Origin of the sequence: Kocuria rosea, from assembly GCF_023715525.1 — a bacterium.
Classification (GTDB): Bacteria; Actinomycetota; Actinomycetes; order Actinomycetales; family Micrococcaceae; genus Kocuria; species Kocuria rosea_A.
In genome coordinates this window covers 78,190-95,567 of sequence record NZ_JAMBOG010000011.1, presented here as the reverse complement: position 1 = coordinate 95,567, position 17,378 = coordinate 78,190, and the positions used below count along the sequence as shown (strand labels likewise).

Sequence of the window (17,378 nt, the reverse complement as noted above, 5' to 3'; positions counted from 1 at the left end):
CCATGCGCGTAGGCGCCATCGACTGCGGCACCAACTCCATCCGACTGCTCATCGCCGAGGCGCGGGAGGAGGACGGGCGCGTCGTGCTCGACGACGTCGTGCGCGAGATGCGCGTCGTGCGCCTGGGCCAGGGCGTGGACGCCACCGGGTGGCTCGCCGAGGCGGCGCTGCAGCGCACGTTCGCGGCCGCCGACGAGTACGCCCGGCTGCTGGAGCAGCACCGGGTGGAGCACCTGCGGTTCGTGGCCACCAGCGCCACCCGCGACGCCGGCAACCGGGACGTCTTCCTCCGCGGCATCCGCGAGCGGCTCGGCGTCGAGCCTCAGGTGATCACCGGCGACGAGGAGGCCGACCTGTCCTTCCTGGGCGCCTCCGCCGCGGTCGGCGGGGCCGACCCCGACGACCGGGTCCTCGTGGTGGACCTCGGCGGCGGGTCCACGGAGTTCGTCCTGGGCAACGCGGACGGCGTGCGCGCCGAGCGCAGCGTCGACATCGGCTGCGTGCGCCTGACCGAGCGCCACCTCGGCGCCAACCCGCCGACGGCTCCCCAGCAGGAGGCCGTGCTGCGCGACGTCGACCGCGCCGTGGACACCGTCCTGCAGACCGTGCCCCTGGCCGAGGCGACCCACCTCGTGGGGGTGGCGGGCACCGTCACCACCGTCACCGCCCACGCGCTCGGCCTGCCCGGCTACGACCCGGAGGCCATCGACGGGGCGGAGCTGCCCGCCGAGCGGATCGAGCAGGCCTGCCGGGAGCTCACCGCCATGACGCGGGAGGAGCGAGCGCAGCTGCCCTACATGCACGAGGGGCGCGTGGACGTCATCGGCGCCGGCGCCCTGGTGTGGCGGCGGATCGTGGAGCGCGTCGCCTCCGCCACCGGTGGCCGGGTGCGCTCGGCGATCGCCAGCGAACACGATATTTTGGACGGGATCGCCCTCTCGCAGGTCGGCTGACCCGCGCTCGTCCCACTCGGACCTCACCCCGAAGGACCCATGCACCCCACCGCCGCCCGTCGCCGTCCCGCCCGTCCCCGCGGCGTCCCGCGCCGGGGCGCCCTCGGCGCGGCGGTCCTCGTCGCGGCCGCCGCCGTGGGCCTTCCGGGAGCGGAGCCCGCCCGGGCCCAGCCCGGTCCGCCGGCCCCCGCCCCGAGCATCCCGATCGAGAACCCCGTCACCGAACCGCCCGAGGCGCCCGACACCTCCCGGATCGACGCGGACGGGATCCGGGCGCAGCAGTACTGGCTGGACGAGTACGGCATCCGCGACGCCTGGAAGGAGTCCACGGGCGAGGGAGTGCGCATCGCCGTCATCGACACCGGCGTCGACGGCGCCCACCAGGACCTCGCGGGCGCCGTGGCGGGCGGCACCGACGTCTCCGGGGGCGGGGCGCCCGACGGCCAGGAGGGCCTCGGCGCGGAGCCCGAGCACGGCACCCTCGTGGCGTCCGTGGCGGCAGGGCGCGGCCACGTGCCCGACGGCGGCGACGACGACGCCGCCCCCGGCCGCCCCGCCGGGATCGTGGGCGTGGCCCCGGACGCTCAGGTGCTCGCCGTCTCCACGTGGCTGGGCAACGAGACCCCGGAGATCCGCAGCGTCGACGAGCAGATCCCCGACGCCGTCCGGTGGGCCGTGGACAACGGAGCGGACATCATCAACATGTCGGTGGGCTCCAACAGCACGTCCTGGCCGCGCAGCTGGGACGACGCCTTCCTCTACGCCGAGGAGAAGGACGTCCTCGTCGTCGCCTCCGCCGGCAACCGGGGCTCCGGGCTGGTCCAGGTGGGGGCCCCGGCCACCATCCCGGGCGTGCTCACCGTGGGCGGCGTGGGCCGCAACGGCGAGGCCAGCTGGGAGTCCTCCTCGCAGGGCATCTCCATCGCGGTCGCCGGGCCCACCGAGGACATGGTGGGCGCCATCCCCGGCGACCGCTACGCCACGTGGGCCGGGACGTCCGCGTCCGCCCCCGTCGTCGCGGGCGCCGCTGCGCTGATCCAGGCGAAGTGGCCGCAGATGAGCGCGGCCCAGATCGCCAACCGCCTGGTCTCCACCGCCCGGGACACCGGGGCACCGGGCAAGGACCCCCTCTACGGCTACGGCGTGCTCGACGTCGAGGCCGCACTGACGGAGGACGTCCCCGAGGTCACGGAGAACCCCCTGGGGAGCATGCGCGAGTGGGTGCGCGTGCACCGCCGCGGCGCCTCGGCCGCACCCACGGCGACCCCCACGCGGAGCGCCGAGCCCGTCACCGAGCAGGTCGAGGCCGAGGCCGCCCCGCCCGAGCCGGTGCCGCCGATCGACGAGACGGGGCTGCTGCCCCTGTTCGTGCTCTCGGGCTTCGGGCTGCTCGTGCTCGGGCTGACCGCCGGGGCCGTGGTGCACATCCGGCACATCGTGCGCGGCGGGCCCGGCCGCAACGGATGAACCGGGCGCGCAGGCCCGGCACCCGGACGGGCCGGGGGCGGAACACGGTACCGGGGGTCCCGGCCGGGCCGCGGCGCCGTCAGCTTTCTGAGTAGACTCTGGGTCATGTCTTTTACTCAACTCGCTAAGGATCGACCGCGCCTTCTGATCGTCGGCGGCGGCTACGTCGGTTTCACCGTGGCGCAGGAACTGCAGAAGCGGATCAAGGACGCCGGCGGGGTCGTGACCGTGGTGGACCCGAACCCGTACATGACCTACCTGCCGTTCCTCCCCGAGGTGGCCGCCGGCAACATCGAGGGCCGCCACGCCGTGGTCCCGCACCGTCAGCACCTGCGCGACTGCGAACTCGTCGGCGGCCGCGTGGTCGGCATCGACCACGCCAACCGCACGGCGACCGTCCAGGGCGTCGACGAGGGCGAGACCTTCGAGCTGGCCTACGACGAGGTCGTCATCTCCGGCGGCTCCGTGACCCGCGCGTTCCCGATCGAGGGCCTCGCCGAGAACGGCATCGGCCTGAAGTCCGTCGAGGAGGCCGTCGCGCTGCGCGACTGGGTCCTCGAGCGGATCGAGTTCGCCTCCCTGACCTCCGACGAGGACGCGAAGCGCCGTGCGCTGACCTTCGTCGTCGTCGGCGGCGGCTACGCCGGCACCGAGGGTCTCGCCGAGATGGAGGACATGGCCCGCAGCGCCGTCGAGCGCAACGAGCGCCTCGAGGTCTCCGACCTGCGCTTCGTCCTGATCGAGGCCATGGGCCGGATCATGCCCGAGGTCTCCGAGGACCGTGCCGAGAAGGTCGTGGCCCAGCTGCGCAGCCGCGGCATCGAGGTCCTGCTGAACACCTCCCTGGCCTCCGCCGTGGACAAGCACCTGAAGCTCATCAACATGCAGGACAAGTCCCCGGCCGGCGAGATCGACACGGACACCCTCATCTGGACCGCCGGCGTGCAGGCCAACCCGCTGGTGAAGAGCACGGACTTCCCTCTGGACCAGCGCGGGCGCGTCCGCGCCGGCGCGGACCTGCGGATCACCGGCGACGACGGGCCCGTCGAGGGCGCCTGGGCCGCCGGCGACGTCGCGGCCGTGCCGGACCTGACCGGCGGGGGCGTGGGCGGCTTCTGCGTGCCCAACGCCCAGCACGCCGTGCGCCAGGCCCGCGTCCTGGCCAAGAACATCCTGGCCGCCCGCGCGGGCCAGCCGCTCGAGGACTACTACCACGAGAACCTCGGTGCGGTCGCCGGGCTCGGCCTGGGCAAGGGCGTGGCCAGCATCAAGAACCTGCCCGGCATCAAGGGCAACGGGATCGAGTTCTCCGGCTTCCCGGCCTGGATGATGCACCGGCTCTACCACGGCTACGCCATCCCCACCGTGGAGCGCAAGGTGCGGGTGTTCTCCGAGTACGTCCTCAACGCCGTGTTCGGGCGCGACACCGCGCCGATCCGGCACGCGCGCGAGCCCCGGCTGAACTTCCAGGAGGCCACGGGCAGCGCCCCGGCCTCGAGCAAGGCCAGCCTCTGACGGGACCTCCCGTCCACCGGCTCAACCCCGCCCCGGGCAGCGTCCGACGGCGGGGTTGAGCCGTTCACCGGCCCCCATAGCCCAATCGGCAGAGGCAGCGGACTTAAAATCCGCTCAGTGTCAGTTCGAATCTGACTGGGGGCACGCTACTTCCGCGAGATTCTGCGGAACACGGAGGCCGGCTCGATCAACGCGATCGGGCCGGTCAATGAATAGCCAACGAATACGACCAACGAAGTCCGCCGCAGGGTGGCCGGCCCCTTCCGAGACACCCCACGAGTGAGGGGACGCCCCGGAGGACTTCCCACCGACGGACTCGCAAGAGGGGCGGACCCGGAACAGTTCCGGACCCGCCCCTCGCACGCCGGCACCCTCACGATCGACGCCACCACCGTCGCCGAGATCGCCAGGGATCGGGAGCCGCATCGTCACCGCGCTCCGGCAACGACTCGTCGGCAGCGGCCGGCAGCTCCTCGCACACCCCGGCCGTAGCGCGCGCGGAGTCCCACACCGTCAGCCACCACGCGAACCCCTCCGCGCCGACGTAGACTGTCAGCCCGCCCACCGAGTCGAGCGTCACCGCGTGCGGGCGATCGGGCGCCGGGCGACTCGAGGACCGTAGCGACTTCGCCAGCGACTCGGGCAAACCGTTCCCGGCTTTCGACGCCTCGACGGAGCGGCGGGCGAACTCCTCGGCCGAAGACTCCGGACCTCGCTCGTCCGCCACTCCGAGCACCTACCCGGGCAGCCGTCGGTGCCAGCCGGCGCGCTCCTCGCTCAACGCCACCGACAGCCCGAGCGCAACCCCCAGCACGGCCGGGGAGACGCCGGCGTCGAGATCCTCGGCGATCATCCGGTCACCGCGCAGCACCGTCTGGGAGTACTGCCGGCCGAGGTCCCGCTCCGCGGCCCGGACACCGAGCAGCGCATCAAAACGCCCGCCCTCGCGCAGCTCCTCCGCCGCGTCGGTCGTTGTCCGCATCTCGTTCGCCGTCATCGTCATCGAATCCCCCTCGTCGAGCTCCCGCGCGCACGCGCGAGCCGTTCGAGCCCGAGCCTATGCACGCGCACCGACGCCACGCGTCCCCAGTTCCGCAGCCCCTCGACGATGTCACCGGCGCCGAGGATCATCGACGTCATGGACGCCACCGACGACGACATCGAGACCGCCTCGCGCGAGCTCGACATCGACCCGAGCATCTTCCGCCAGCTTCTCCGACCGTCCCCGGCGCGGACCGTCCCCGTCTCCCTCAACCTCCTCGGCGGCGCGACGATCTACGTCCAGTCGAACGAGAAGGCCCAGGACCTCGCACGCAGCGACGGCGCCTTCGCGGTCATCCAAGCAGCGCGGGCCGCGCACGCTGGCCGGCATGGTCGAGCAGCGCGATAGCGCAGGGTAGACGGCGGAGAAGAGGAACAGGGGAACGGGCCAGGACCTACCCGCGACCGGCACGGGGGTACGGCGGCCGTGCGAGCGGACGCAGAGCGAGGAGGCCCCGGGTTCAGCGCAGCGGGGCCGATTAGGGAACCCCTCCCCGGCGAGCAGCCGGCGGCCACGCGAGGGGACGCAAAGCGAGGAGACCCCGGGTTCAGCGCAGCGGGGCCGACTAGGGAACCCCGCCCCCCGGGCGCACGCGGTGGACACCGTCAGGACTCGGAAGGCGAAGGCGCACCAGGCAGCGCAGCGACGCAGACTAGGGCACGGCGCCGGTACGGCGAAGAGGGCTCGCGGGGCCTGCCACTGCGCCCGTACTACTTGGCCCGGCAGGTCAAGGGCAAGCCGATGACCACGCTGCTGTCCAACAAGATCAATGGCACGCCGACCAATGAGGTCGCCCGCACCGAGACCGGCTTCGCTACCCCGAACCCGGCGGGGCTGATCTAGACGATCATCCTGGCCTCCACTCTGCCAGGAGAGACCGTGTCCGACGCCTACGGCGGCCCTTTGACCACCGCGGTCGCCGCAGTGAACACCGGCCGGAAGCGCCGGGTCACCGAGATCAACCCGGAGACCGTGTGCGACTTCGGACTGCCCCGCTTCGGGCCTGTAAATCCGGAAACTGGCACGGCGCTGACCACGAAGGCCGTCGAGCAAGAGGCGCAGGCTGCGACGATGACCGGTGAGGAAACGTTCGAATCCGTCTGCGGAATCTGACATGCCGTGCGGCGTCAACACGTGTGGACAGGCGCGGTGGAGGTGAGGTCTTGGCGCAAGGCGGAATAGCAACTCAGCACATCACGACGGTCCATTGACGGTCGGTGCTGTCAATGTGGATCGGGTTGAATAGCGTGACCGTGCGCGTTGCCGGGAACGGCCGTCTCGTCGAGGTGGAGGTAGTCGCGGATCGCGCCGTCCTCCTTGGTCACGAGCGGCGTGAAGGTGGACTTGGACGCGGCCGCGAACATGTTGGCGAGATTGCTGAACTGGGAAGCGTTCGTCTCGGCCTCGGAAGCGCGGGTCAGGAGGAAGGCCTTGTGGCTCATATCGCGCATCATGCGTCGAACCGAATCCGGAGATCACCGGTGTACTTTTCACATGAGCAGAAAAATTTTTACACCGGTAATGTCCGAATTTGTGTTCGGATCGCCGGCCCCCTCTACCCCCGATATTCGTTACATGGTGTCCAGAGCCCTTCCGTCATGCCTGTCGCACCGATTCCTCGCTCCGCTCGTCCTCGTTGCGTGGCACTGATGGCGTGCGTGACGGAAACTGCCGGCTCTGTTCAAGACCATTCCACGTCGGTGGTGGCCGCTACGCGGCAGGTGGCTCACGACGCGTAGCACGGTGTGCGGCGCGGAGCGCTGCGCGCTGCGCTTTCCACTGGTGTCCCGGTGCAGTTATGCGGCGCCTTCGGCGTCGAGTCTAGGGGTCGGCGCTTGCTGGTGTCGCATCGACGATGCGTGCGGATCGAGTGCTCTTCGTGTCGCGGAGCGGTGGGCCGCGACGGGGTCGGATGGTGCCTGGTACATGGTGGTGCACCCGTAGTTTGTACGGCTTCGAGGCCGCGTGTTCGCGTGCATCACGTTACTTGGGAAACCGCACACACCCCGGTGTTCCAGCTGCGCCGAAGGCTGTGTGCGCTCTGCGTCCAAGACGGTGCGAAGCCCCTGATGAATCCCGCATCCGGTGCTCATCCGGTGCGCCGCACAAGCCGCGACACCGTGCAGAGCACGTGACGGATCGCCGGGATTTCTCACGTCGCATCGACGTCATGATGCGTGCGGAACACGTGCAGACTCTCGCGCCACAGAGTCCCATCTGCGCTACGCGCTCCCCGGTCACCTCCTGCAGGACGGTCACCTTCTGCATCGGCTACGCCGACCGTGGTCACCACCGTGATCCGGTCACCCTGGGCAACGGCTACGCCGTCGGTGGGGACTCCTGCGAGACGGGAACCACCACGTCTCCCGAGTTGCCGCTACGCGGCGGAGACCCGTGACGCGGCGAAGCCGCAGGCCCATCGAGCCGCCTCCCGCGACGCCATCCGGACCGTGCACCGAGACAGTGACCCCCCGTGCGCGCAGCGCCCCGCAGTAGCAGGAATCTCGGAAGCCGAGAGGCCCCACGATGCGCGTAGCGCCCCGACCCCATGACGGACACCGGGACGCCCAACGTGCCGCCCGGCGCGTAGCGCCAGACACCATTCCGGACACCGAGACGCCCGAGTGCAGGGGGTGCGCGTAGCGCAGGGAATTCCCTCAGCATGGACCGGCGCAGCCGGGACGAGACGTCACCCGCCCCGTCTCCCGAGACGCCCCATCGCAGCGCAGACGCAGGGCGGCGAAGTCGCCAGAATCCATGACGGAGTTGAGACGCCCGCGTGCACGGAACACCCTCAGCAGCAGTGACCCTCGCGGAGATCCACCCGGCTCCGCCGGGTGCGACACGACCACCGGGACGCCACACGCCCCGCCACCCGAGCCGGAGTCGTTACGCCGAACCGCCCGCGCGTAGCGCCCACACACCGACGCCGAAACGCCCCAGTCCTTGGGGAGCGCGTAGCGCAGGGAGTCACGGCGCAGCCGTGGAGTCTTCGTGAAGTTGGACCGGCGCCAGCCGGGCCCGAGACGAGACACGAGAGGCCGCACGCCCCGAGCGTCATGACGCCCACCGTGCCGCCCCGATGGGGCCGGGGCGGAGCCCCGGGGAGAGCGGGAAGTTCATCACCGTGAGGGAGTCGGAGCAGTGGGAGCCGCCGCGCGCGGAACGCGCGCAAACATCATGCCGTCACCCGTGACGCCCCGGCGCAGGCGGCGAAGCCGCCGGGACAGTTCCACCCGCAGGGACTGCACCTGCGTACGGGCGGACCGGTCCACGCAGTGGACCCGACACGTTCGGCGACGAGACGGCGGGGCCGCGCCAGCGGGTGAGCCGACGACGTCGGCAGCCCCCGTGTCGCGGCCCCGCCACGTCGCACCCCCCGTGCCTCGATCCGCCTTCGGAAAGCCAGGACTTCCAGACAGAGTGAGATCCAGGGATGAGGAATCGGAGAGCGCAGAGAATCCACGAGCGCGAGCGAGGAGGCGTGCCAGCGCCGAGTCGGGCAGCGCGTGGGAGATGCCCTATGGGCGAGTCGGATTGTCTCGTACTTTTTTCACCAACCACCTCTTCTTCTCGCGCCCCGCCCGCGCCCAACCTCCTCCTCCCCTCGCCGCCCCGCTCCTCGTCATAGCCTCCACCGCCTCTACCCCCGCGACCCCGACACCTCCGCTATCGCGGCGGCTTGCTCGCCCTGACGGGCTCGCGCATGACGCACTTCGTGCGTGAAGGTTGCCGGCGCATCGGCCCGATCGGGCGCGCCGCTCAGGCGCGCGGCGAAGGAGAGGGGAGCCGCACCGGCGGCACGGGCCGCTGCTTCAGCTGCGGCACAGCGACCGGGTGGCAAACTCGATGACGGCCGACACGACCGCGACACCAGGAGAAACCCCATGACGACGACGAGAGCGCGCACGATCATGCGATGCGTCTTCGCCGTGCTCGTCGCGGCGCTGCTCGCGACGGCTGTCGTGATGGCGGAGACCGAGTTCCTCACCGCCGCCATGCTGGCCGCGGTGGCCGGCGTCGGGGTGGACGTGCGGCAGACGCAGGCGATCGCCGCCGCCCGGTAGCCCGGGGAGGGATCCGGAACGCTGGCGCACGCTATGGCTCGCGCCCCAGCTCCTGGTCCAGGCGTTCCGACCGCTGCTGGTACTCACGGTCGTTGCGCTGGAACCGCCGCCAGCTGAACACCGACATCATCAGGGTGAGGAGAGTGCTCGCCACCGTCAGCCACGACAGCGAGGTGGTGAGTGCGAGGACCACGGCGGTGACGAACAGCAGGCCGCAGACGATCGCGAAGCCGCCGCTGACTGGCGCCCTGCCTGTGGCCACGTGACCTCCCGCTGGTCTGCTCCCTTGAGCGTAGAGCAGACCGGTCAGTCCTCGACGTAGAGGCCCAGGTGCTCGGCCATCGCCGGGGCCAGCTGCTGCAGCTGCAGGTGGGTGATCGCCGCACCACGCAGGTGGGCCAGCCCGGTGATGTCGGGCAGGTCCAGGGCGCGCAGATCAACATCGGCCAGGGTGGCGCCGGAGACGTCGAGGACGCTCACTTTGGAGTCGGTGAAGGCCATGCGCTCCACCTGTGCGGCGGTCAGGTCCAGCTCCTCGATCACGCAGTCGGTGAAGATGACGTCACGCACGGTGGAGCCGCGCAGGTTCAGATACCCGAGCTTGGCCCCGTGCACGTGGACGGTGTCCCAGGCGCCTTCCACGTTCTGCAGCACCCCGAGACGGGAGTGCTCGAGCACGACGTTGCGCCAGGAGGCGTAGGTGGCCAGGGCTGTGGGGATGTCCAGGCGGGTGAGCATCGAGTCGGTGAGCCGGGTGCCGGTGAGTTCGAGCTCGTGGATGTTCAGCGCGGTGAACGAGCAGTCGGTGAAGTGGGCCTCGGACAGATCCACCCCGGTAAGGTCGTCACCAGTGAAGGCCAGGGCCTCGTAGCTGCCGTGCGGGTGGATCTCCGTGCCGGCGCCGGGTGACAGGTCGGGCAGGCGAAGCTCGCGAATCCGTGGGGGAGTGGGGGTGGGGCGGGAAGGCATGGGCTCCACGGTAGCCGTGGGCGACGAGGAAGATCTGCTGCCTGACTGTCAGCCGTGGCCTCGGATCGGCGCGGCCGCGCACTGCGGGTGAGCTCAGTTGTAGCCGTACACGATGACGTATCGGTACTTCACGGTTCCGCCGTACAAAGGCTTGATCGCTGTGCAGGGCTTCGAGGAGATGTACCAGGTCGTCGCTCCTGCCTCGACGGAGGCGGCATCCCTCTTGAGGGCTGTCTGGCACCCCTGCAGAGTCAGGAAGTAGTTGGTCATCGTGTTGGTGTAGCTGGCCTCCGCCGGGGCGATCACCCCAGCCGCCAGCCCCACGGCGAGTGCTGCGGACAACATGGCTCGACGTACGAGTTGCATCGTGTTCCTCCTGGACGATCACGGCACCATTTGCAAACAGGGATGCTTGCCCTGGGGTGGACGGTACACCGGTGGGGCATCGGCATCCGGGACGTGCCGGTCGCACCGGCGAGGCCAGCCGCTGCGGGGAGGAGGACAGCGTCGCCGTGGCCGCCGGTCCACGGCCGAAGCAGACAGCGGGTGTGCGAGACGGGGGCCGCGGAGCGGCGCGGTGTGTCGCGGACTCGGGTGCTGCTTCGGGACGGTCGTGCTCAGCGGATGAACGGGCCGTGGGCTTTCATCCAGGTGTCCAGCCACGCCTCCAGGTCATCGGCGTGCCAGGCCGGGGCGTGGACCTGCAGGGCGTCGGGGGCGCGGCGGTGAACGGCGTCGATCCCGCCTAGGCGGGTGAGCTCGGCGGCCATGAGGTCCACGATGGCGGCGCCGCGGGCGGCGATGACGGGGTGGACGCCGACGTCGAAGCCTTCGGGCTCGGCCACGACCTCCACGGGGGAGTCCGTGGGGTGCAGCACCGGTTCGGGGGTGGTGGGCAGATCGGCGATGACCGCTCTGGCGTAGTGCTCTAGCTCGGTGGGGTGCAGCGGCTTCTCCCCGCGCTGGAGCCGGAGTATGCCGCCCAGGGGCAGTGTGGGGACGAAGACCTGGTGGCCGTTGCCGGTGAGGACCGGGTGGTGGTGCAGGTGATGGCCCGGGTCCTCCGGGGAGCCCAGCGCCCAGCGGGCGGTGGGGGCGCCGGTGATGATGACGATGGCGAGGTAGGAGACCAGCCCGTCCGTGAGCACGATCGCGGTGCGCAGCGGGAACTTTGCGCGGGTTACGGTGTGCCGGGCCCAGGAGGGCCACTGCTCCCGGGGCACGTGCGAGGCGGTGTCCGCGGGGTCTCCGATCAGCTCACCGCGCCGGCTGACGATCCATTGCCATAACGTGGTCAACGAGGCCGGGGAGCCGTCCAGCAGCGCGTCGGGATCCATCCCCTGGGCGGCGAGCTCGGCGCGCAGTCGGGTCCACGAGGCGGGGCGTTCGGCGAGGAACTCCTCCAGAGCGGCGGTGGCTTGCTGGGGGTTCATCCGCCGGTAGTGGGTCATCGGCATGGTGCGGTCCTGTGGGGAGCGAGGTAGGGCCCGTCGAGCGCCCGAGCGGGAGGAGACGGGAGGGGAGACTCCACCGTAATCGGGGCGACGCCGTTAGAGGAATGTGCGCCAGCACAGGCCGCGGCCTCGGCCCGCGACGGAGTGCTCAGCCGGTGCGCGAGTCCCCGTGGAGCAGCTGCAGGTAGCGCCATCCGGGCCGGGCCCGAACGATGTGGATGACGGCGGCGATCGCCAGGATCGCGGCGGCCGCGGCCCACGGCAGCAGGGGCCGGCCGAGTGCGGTGAGCCCCAGGCCGATGGCGCCGGCAGTGCCCATTACCGCGGACTCGGCCAGCTGGCAGGCCAGTGCGCCGGCGGCGGTGCGGTGGACGGGATCGGCCGGCAACTCTCCTGTTCGGTGGGCAACTGCGATCGCGTGCTTGAGCGGTACCCGGTCGGTGCGGGGTGCGAGCCGGGGACGCGGCCCGTGGGCCAGGTGGGCGGCGACGGCGACCACGATTACGTAGCCGCAGAAGGCGGGTAGCCACTCCGAGCGGCGCACGCCGATGAGGACTTCCAGGAACAGCCAGGGGACCAGCGGCAGGCCGGCGATCAGCAGCGGGGACACCGCCAGGCAGCGCAGAAGTGTCTGGCGGGCGGTGGGCACCGTGGTGGGGGAGCCGGGCGCCAGGAGGTCGCCAGCTGGGCGGGTGTCAGCAGTGCGGGGTGTGTCCTCGTCCATGACCCCGACGCTACCGCCGGGCCCGAACGTGGTGGCGCACATGTGGGGAACGACGGAGCCGGAGTGGGCGTGTCAGGATGCGAGGACCGAGGCGAACGGTAGGAGGAGAGCGTGTCGAAGGCGGTCCGTTGGTTCTCCGTTCTCGGGGCGGTGGCGTTCCTGTACTGGGGCGTGGCGCGCCTGATGGACGGCAGTCCGATCGGTTGGGCCTTCCTGCTGATGTCGGCCGCCGTGTGGATCTACCTGATCGGGTCGGTCAGAGCGGAGCGTCGTGCTCCGCGTCGGGATCCACAGCATCCGAAGTGAACGCCCGGGCCTCGCGGCACCGCGGGGAGAAGACGCCGGCGGCCCGGTGGCGAGATGCCCAGGTCGTGCTGGTCCTGTTGGGCTTGGTCGTCATGATTACGGCCTACGTGTGGTTCGCCGTGGCGACCGACAACGTGCTGCTGGCGATCGGGCTGATGGCCGGCTCGCTCCTGGGGAACCGGTTGCACGAGAAGCGGAAGGCCCGGCGCCGGCAGCGCGGCGAAGCGGTGCAGCAGGGGGAAGGTTGGGGGGTCAGCAGGTGGGGCCGCGGCGGGTTGTGGCCTCGGCACGGGGAGGGCGGTGACCCGTGCAATACAGGCCACCGCCCTTCTACATGCCCTGATTCTCGTGGTGGTCAGCCACGGGTGATGGGGATCTTCTTGTGCTGGGGCAGCTCGTCGAGCTTGCGGATCGGGGCCCTGACCTCGAGCACCCCGTCGGAGTAGCTGGCGGTGATGTCCTCGTCCTTGGTCCCGGCCGGCAAGGGCAGGGTGCGGACGAAAGACCCGTAGCGGAACTCTGATCGGTAGCTGTCCTTGTCCTTGTGCTCAGATTGCTCCCGGCGTTGGGCCCGCAGCTGCAGGGTGTCGTTGACCACGGTCAGCTCCACGTCCTGCTCCGGGTCGATGCCGGGCAGCTCCGCCCGGATCACCATGGACTCGCCATCCTGGAACTCCTCGACCCTGGGCCAGGACACTGCCGCCCCGGACTGCGGGTCACCCTCCAGGAGCCGACGGAACGGTTCCAGCATGTCGAAGGAGTCCCTGCGCATCAGTCCAGCCATCACGGACCTCCTCTCCTGTGCGCCGACCCCGTCGGGGCGGCCGTCAACCGGAGGCCGTGGACCCGTCAAGGGGACCGGAACTGCTCTTGTTGTGACCATTCCAGGATAAGCACCGGCCGCGCAGCACAAAAGAGCACCGACCGTTGGCGTCGGCTTAACGAAGAGGACCGGTGATCGTGGGGTTCGGCAGGTCAGCCCACGGCGGGGACGTGGCGGGTGATCTAGTCGGTGAGCCACTGCTGGAGCTGCTGGGAGTTCCAGTCCGGGGCGGTCACCAGGAGCACCTCGCGGTCCTCCCGGACGGCGGAGGTGATGCCCGGCTGGGTGGTGAGGTCCTTGACCATCCGATCAACCTTGCGGGAGTGCTCGTGCGCCAGCTCCTCGTGCAGACCGACGTCGAAGACCCCGTTCTCGTACTCGACCTCCACGAGCGGCTCTTCCACCACCGGAACGGGCTCGTTCTGCCCGCGCAGGTCGGTGATGACGGTGGTCGCATAGTCGGTGAAGCGGTCTTCGCGCAACGGTTCGCTGTGGTGGCGCATGATGTTGGCCTCGACAGCCACCATGTCCGGAGGGTAGATGTTCGAGTCGCTGAGCGGGCTGTTGAGCACTGGGTGGTTGTGCAGGTGGTAGCGCTTGATCCGGTGGTGGCAGGCCTGCCACTCCGCGTCCGGGGCGTGCGCGGTGATGACGTCGCCGAGGTAGGAGACGAACCCGTCCAGCAGGGTCACGACCTCGGGCCGCGTGCCGTGGCGGAACTTGTGGCCGTAGCGCGCCCACGACGGCCACCACGGCTCAGCCGGCGCTCCCGGAAGCCAGGGGAGGTCCCCGTCGGCGACCGCGGTGATCCGGCCGGCCACCCACACCCACAGCGCCGTCAGCGAGGCCGGGGTGCCGTCGAGCATCACCTCCGGGTCCCGGCCGTCGGCGATGAGCTCGGCACGCAGCCGGGCCAGCGCGGCGGGGCGTTCGGCCAGGTACTCCTCCAGGGCCCTCGCGGCCTGGCGCTTGGTCATCTTCAGGTAGTGCGTCATCGCCATGGGGCGGACTCTACGGGTAGCGGGTGACTGTTGAGCGGGGCGTGTGCACTACGGGGACGGCACTCGCCGGTCCGAGGCCGCGGCGGCCCTGGCGTTTCGCGGCCTGGTGGCGCTGGAGCGCACGGCGCCGAGCACGGCGGCGGCGATCACGGCAGCAGTGAGCAGCCGGTGGCGGCTCATCGGGGGAGGTGGCGCTGCAGCCACAGGGTGATCCACAGCTTCAGCCGCAGCTCGTCCCAGTCGGGCACGTCGACGATGAGTGCGGCGGGCCCGTAGCGGTGTACCGCCTTGACGCCGTCACGGTCGCACAGTTCGGCGATCAGGTGCTCCACCACGCCGGGGTGCTCGGTGGGGATGTCCTCGCGCAGGCCGACGTCGAAGCAGTCGAGCTCGGCGACCACCGTCACCAGCGGCTCCTCGATCGCGGCGGCCTCCGGGCCCTCCCCGTTGAGGGCGTCGATGGTGCGGCGCGTGTGGGCGAGCATCTCGGGTCCGCTCATCGGGATGCGGCCGTGAGCAGACTGGTAGGCGCTGAACAGCGGCATCGCCGGCACGAAGACCTGGTGGTGGTCCGAGGCGAGCACCGGGTAGTTCAGCAGCGGGTGGTCGGCGATGACATGCTCCCCGACCTCCCACCGGGCCTCCGGGGCGCCGGCGGAGATCACTTGCCCGAGGTAAGCAGTGAAGCCGTCGACCAGCGCGATGGACTCGGCCGGCGGGTGCGGGTCCACGAGCCGCCCGTGGCGGGCCCAGGACGGCCAGGTGGGCCGGGTCGGGTCCTCGGCTAGTGACATCGGAGCGACGCCGAGGTCGGTGATTCGGGTGGTGATCCACGCCCACAACGGGGAGACGGAGTAGACGGAGCGATCGAGCATCTGGGCGGGATCCAGGCCGTGGCCGGCCAGTGACCCGCGCAGGCGCTGCAGCGCCGGGTCGCGCTCGGCCAGGTAGACGTCCAGGGCGTCGTCAGCTTGGGCCCCGGTCATCAACTCATACGGCTGATCTCCCATGGGGCGACTCTACGCCCGGGCCGCACGCCGCCAGGAGAACGGTCGGCGGCCGGTGGGAGGGCGCGGAGCGACCGTCGTGTCGCGGCCTGGCTGCGCGCGGGGAACTCGCTCCCGAAGGGTGTGACGAAGGCTGTGTCCGGCAGTGCGTCCGTCTGACACGCAGTCCGCACACATGATGTCCATGACCACCACGACTCACCGCCGCATGAGCGCCACCGAGCGCCTCGAGCAGTTGCGCGACTTCGTCGCCTCGCACGAGCGGCCGCCGTCCCGGAGCGTCGGGGGCCCTGAAGAGAAGTCGCTCGGCGAGTGGATCGCCAAGCACAAGAACTCCAACACCCGCACCGGGGAGGCAGTGCGCGAGCTGCTGGCCGGCGGGGCGCTGGCCGCACCTGCGGTCAACGACCTGGAGGACTACCAGAAGTTCTGCGCCAAGCACATGCGTGCGCCGATGGCCGCCACCGGTGTGGCCCGCGAGCAGGCGCTGTGGGAGTGGGCCCGGATGCAGACCGACCCGGAGACGGTTGCGGCGATCGCCGAGGCACGTGCCCGGTGCCGGGTCTCCACGCCCGGTGCCATCCAGCGGGAGAAGCTGGGGGAGCTGGAGCTCTTCGCTAAGACCCATCGGCGTCCGCCCTCGCCGCAGTCGGCGGACAAGCACGAGCGGGATCTGGCCGAGTGGGTGCGGATCAACGTGCAGGCGAAGTCCTACCTGGCGCGGGAGGTCGAGCCCATCTACCGCACGCACCGCGTCGACCAGCACTACGCCCAGCGCATCGCCGTCGGGCGGCTCAACGGGCTGGTCGCGTTCGTGGCGAAAACCGGCCGGGCGCCGCAGCCGAACGCTGCCGACGAGAGGGAGGCCCAGCTGGCCAAGTGGGCGCTGGACTACTGCAAGGACTCCACCCGCCTCTACGCCAGCCAGGTCAACAAGGTCCTGGCGACGGCCGGCCGGAGGTAGGGCGATGGCTCCCCGAGCCGCCGCCGTGTCCACCCACCACCGGCGCCGGGCTGCGGCCTCTCGCGACTTCGTCACCGGGCACGGGCGGCACCCGCGGCTGGTCACCGACTCCGCGGCCGAGGCGTCGCTGGCGCGGTGGCTGGTGCGGCTGAAGGACGATGCCGGGACGGAGAACCTGGTGGCCTCCGTGGAGGGCCTCGTCGTGCCCGCCCAGGCCCAGCACTCGACCGAGGAGCCGGTGACCGTGGAGTGCGTGCGCTTCGCCTACACCCACCTGCGGGTGCCGTCCCGGTCGGCCAAGGACGCCGGGGAACGGATGCTCGCCTCCTGGCGCGCAGACGTGGTCGCCAATCCGTCCCACCATGACCACCAGTTGCTGACGGGGCTGGCGGATCGCCGACCGCCGTCACGAGGTCGCGCTGGTGCAGATACTCGAGCAGAAGGTCGCGACCGGCAAGGTGGTCTACAACCGCTCCGACGCGGCACTGTACGGGGCGCAGCGGCGGGCTGGGGCCGCTCGGGCCGATGGAACAGAGGTGGAGGCCTACCTGGCCCTGGACCGGCCGCAGAAGGCCGTCGAAAAGGATTTCACCAGGTTGCCGAAGACCCGGCTCCACCGGTGGTGGATCGTGCCTGTGCGCTTCGACCACCACTGGCCCTCGACCACGAAATCTTGGGGCACTAGCGGAAGGAGTATTCGCACCGGTTGACCTCCCCGGTGCGAGAGGCCCGAGAGATCAAGCAGGCCTTCGACCAGGCGATGCCTGTCTCTCTCCACGCCCCCGACTCCGAGGTCGCCGCCGACGATGACACGGCCCTGGAAGTGGTCATCGCTCCGAAGCCTGGCCCCACGGCCTGAGCCGGTCCCGGGCAGGCACGGTTCCCCCGTGCCTGCCCCCGAACGGTTACCACCCACGGGACAGGCGGATGCTGCAACCTCGTTGCGGGCGACCGGCCCGGTGCCGGCAGTGCATCCGCTGGGGCCGGTGCCGCACACATGGGGAATGACCACCGGCTGTCACGGTCTCCACCCCTACCGAAGGGATGGAAGCGACGAGGACGGCACCATGAGCCACAGAAGGACAC

At 70.8% G+C, this 17,378-nt stretch carries 19 protein-coding genes and 1 tRNA gene; 10 read left to right on the top strand and 10 right to left on the bottom strand.

Annotated elements, in window-relative coordinates; translation table 11 throughout:
* Positions 1 to 2: 2 nt before the first annotated feature.
* The 4 genes from M3185_RS09915 to M3185_RS09900 all read left to right on the top strand — a co-directional run bounded on the left by M3185_RS09915 (position 3) and on the right by M3185_RS09900 (position 4,079).
* Positions 3 to 953, top strand: coding sequence for a Ppx/GppA phosphatase family protein (locus tag M3185_RS09915; RefSeq protein WP_251333504.1), 951 nt, complete (start codon positions 3 to 5; stop codon positions 951 to 953).
* A gap of 39 nt (positions 954 to 992) precedes the next feature.
* A complete protein-coding gene (locus M3185_RS09910; protein WP_251333503.1) occupies positions 993 to 2,420 on the top strand; it encodes a S8 family serine peptidase in 1,428 nt (475 codons plus the stop codon).
* Positions 2,421 to 2,525: 105 nt separating this feature from the next.
* Positions 2,526 to 3,935 (top strand): NAD(P)/FAD-dependent oxidoreductase, encoded by a 1,410-nt coding sequence (locus M3185_RS09905; RefSeq protein ID WP_251333502.1) that lies wholly within the window; start codon positions 2,526 to 2,528, stop codon positions 3,933 to 3,935.
* A 70-nt stretch (positions 3,936 to 4,005) separates the two neighbouring features.
* A tRNA-Leu gene (locus tag M3185_RS09900) sits at positions 4,006 to 4,079 on the top strand.
* A 592-nt stretch (positions 4,080 to 4,671) separates the two neighbouring features.
* Here M3185_RS09900 and M3185_RS09895 read toward each other — a convergent pair.
* Positions 4,672 to 4,938: a hypothetical protein gene (locus M3185_RS09895; RefSeq protein WP_251333501.1), complete on the bottom strand. Its 267-nt coding sequence runs from the start codon at positions 4,936 to 4,938 to the stop codon at positions 4,672 to 4,674.
* A 135-nt stretch (positions 4,939 to 5,073) separates the two neighbouring features.
* Between M3185_RS09895 and M3185_RS09890 the strand changes: the two genes are divergently transcribed.
* Entirely contained in the window at positions 5,074 to 5,325 is a 252-nt protein-coding gene (locus tag M3185_RS09890; RefSeq protein ID WP_251333500.1) for a hypothetical protein, read from the top strand.
* A 531-nt stretch (positions 5,326 to 5,856) separates the two neighbouring features.
* Positions 5,857 to 6,090: a hypothetical protein gene (locus M3185_RS09885; RefSeq protein ID WP_251333499.1), complete on the top strand. Its 234-nt coding sequence runs from the start codon at positions 5,857 to 5,859 to the stop codon at positions 6,088 to 6,090.
* Between the two features lie 110 nt (positions 6,091 to 6,200).
* On the opposite strand, the gene M3185_RS09880 is transcribed toward M3185_RS09885, so the two are convergent.
* The gene (locus tag M3185_RS09880) at positions 6,201 to 6,419 is read right to left on the bottom strand and encodes a hypothetical protein (RefSeq protein ID WP_251333498.1); all 219 of its coding nucleotides are present in this window, start codon (positions 6,417 to 6,419) and stop codon (positions 6,201 to 6,203) included.
* Between the two features lie 2,445 nt (positions 6,420 to 8,864).
* Between M3185_RS09880 and M3185_RS09875 the strand changes: the two genes are divergently transcribed.
* Positions 8,865 to 9,044 carry a hypothetical protein gene (locus tag M3185_RS09875; RefSeq protein ID WP_251333497.1) on the top strand — a complete coding sequence of 60 codons (180 nt, stop codon included), beginning with the start codon at positions 8,865 to 8,867 and terminating at the stop codon, positions 9,042 to 9,044.
* A 31-nt stretch (positions 9,045 to 9,075) separates the two neighbouring features.
* Here the strand turns inward: M3185_RS09875 and M3185_RS09870 are convergent, their stop codons facing one another.
* From M3185_RS09870 to M3185_RS09850, 5 genes are all read right to left on the bottom strand, one after another.
* On the bottom strand, positions 9,076 to 9,306 hold the full coding sequence (locus M3185_RS09870) for a hypothetical protein (protein WP_251333496.1): 231 nt from the start codon (positions 9,304 to 9,306) through the stop codon (positions 9,076 to 9,078).
* A 44-nt stretch (positions 9,307 to 9,350) separates the two neighbouring features.
* Positions 9,351 to 10,013 (bottom strand): pentapeptide repeat-containing protein, encoded by a 663-nt coding sequence (locus M3185_RS09865; protein WP_251333495.1) that lies wholly within the window; start codon positions 10,011 to 10,013, stop codon positions 9,351 to 9,353.
* A 93-nt stretch (positions 10,014 to 10,106) separates the two neighbouring features.
* Entirely contained in the window at positions 10,107 to 10,379 is a 273-nt protein-coding gene (locus M3185_RS09860; RefSeq protein WP_251333494.1) for a hypothetical protein, read from the bottom strand.
* A gap of 251 nt (positions 10,380 to 10,630) precedes the next feature.
* Positions 10,631 to 11,470 (bottom strand): hypothetical protein, encoded by an 840-nt coding sequence (locus tag M3185_RS09855; RefSeq protein WP_251333493.1) that lies wholly within the window; start codon positions 11,468 to 11,470, stop codon positions 10,631 to 10,633.
* A gap of 145 nt (positions 11,471 to 11,615) precedes the next feature.
* Complete coding sequence (locus M3185_RS09850) at positions 11,616 to 12,191, bottom strand: hypothetical protein (protein ID WP_251333492.1); 576 nt, start codon at positions 12,189 to 12,191, stop codon at positions 11,616 to 11,618.
* A gap of 111 nt (positions 12,192 to 12,302) precedes the next feature.
* Between M3185_RS09850 and M3185_RS09845 the strand changes: the two genes are divergently transcribed.
* The gene (locus M3185_RS09845; RefSeq protein ID WP_251333491.1) at positions 12,303 to 12,497 is read left to right on the top strand and encodes a hypothetical protein; all 195 of its coding nucleotides are present in this window, start codon (positions 12,303 to 12,305) and stop codon (positions 12,495 to 12,497) included.
* A gap of 355 nt (positions 12,498 to 12,852) precedes the next feature.
* On the opposite strand, the gene M3185_RS09840 is transcribed toward M3185_RS09845, so the two are convergent.
* From M3185_RS09840 to M3185_RS09830, 3 genes are all read right to left on the bottom strand, one after another.
* Complete coding sequence (locus tag M3185_RS09840) at positions 12,853 to 13,281, bottom strand: Hsp20/alpha crystallin family protein (RefSeq protein ID WP_251333490.1); 429 nt, start codon at positions 13,279 to 13,281, stop codon at positions 12,853 to 12,855.
* Positions 13,282 to 13,502: 221 nt separating this feature from the next.
* The gene (locus M3185_RS09835) at positions 13,503 to 14,321 is read right to left on the bottom strand and encodes a hypothetical protein (RefSeq protein ID WP_251333489.1); all 819 of its coding nucleotides are present in this window, start codon (positions 14,319 to 14,321) and stop codon (positions 13,503 to 13,505) included.
* Positions 14,322 to 14,497: 176 nt separating this feature from the next.
* Complete coding sequence (locus M3185_RS09830) at positions 14,498 to 15,331, bottom strand: hypothetical protein (protein WP_251333488.1); 834 nt, start codon at positions 15,329 to 15,331, stop codon at positions 14,498 to 14,500.
* Between the two features lie 181 nt (positions 15,332 to 15,512).
* Here M3185_RS09830 and M3185_RS09825 point away from each other — a divergent pair, with 181 nt between their 5' ends.
* Positions 15,513 to 16,292, top strand: a complete 780-nt coding sequence (locus tag M3185_RS09825; protein WP_251333487.1) for a hypothetical protein — start codon at positions 15,513 to 15,515, stop codon at positions 16,290 to 16,292.
* 422 nt (positions 16,293 to 16,714) lie between these two features.
* Positions 16,715 to 17,002 carry a hypothetical protein gene (locus M3185_RS09820; RefSeq protein WP_251333486.1) on the top strand — a complete coding sequence of 96 codons (288 nt, stop codon included), beginning with the start codon at positions 16,715 to 16,717 and terminating at the stop codon, positions 17,000 to 17,002.
* Positions 17,003 to 17,378: the final 376 nt, after the last annotated feature.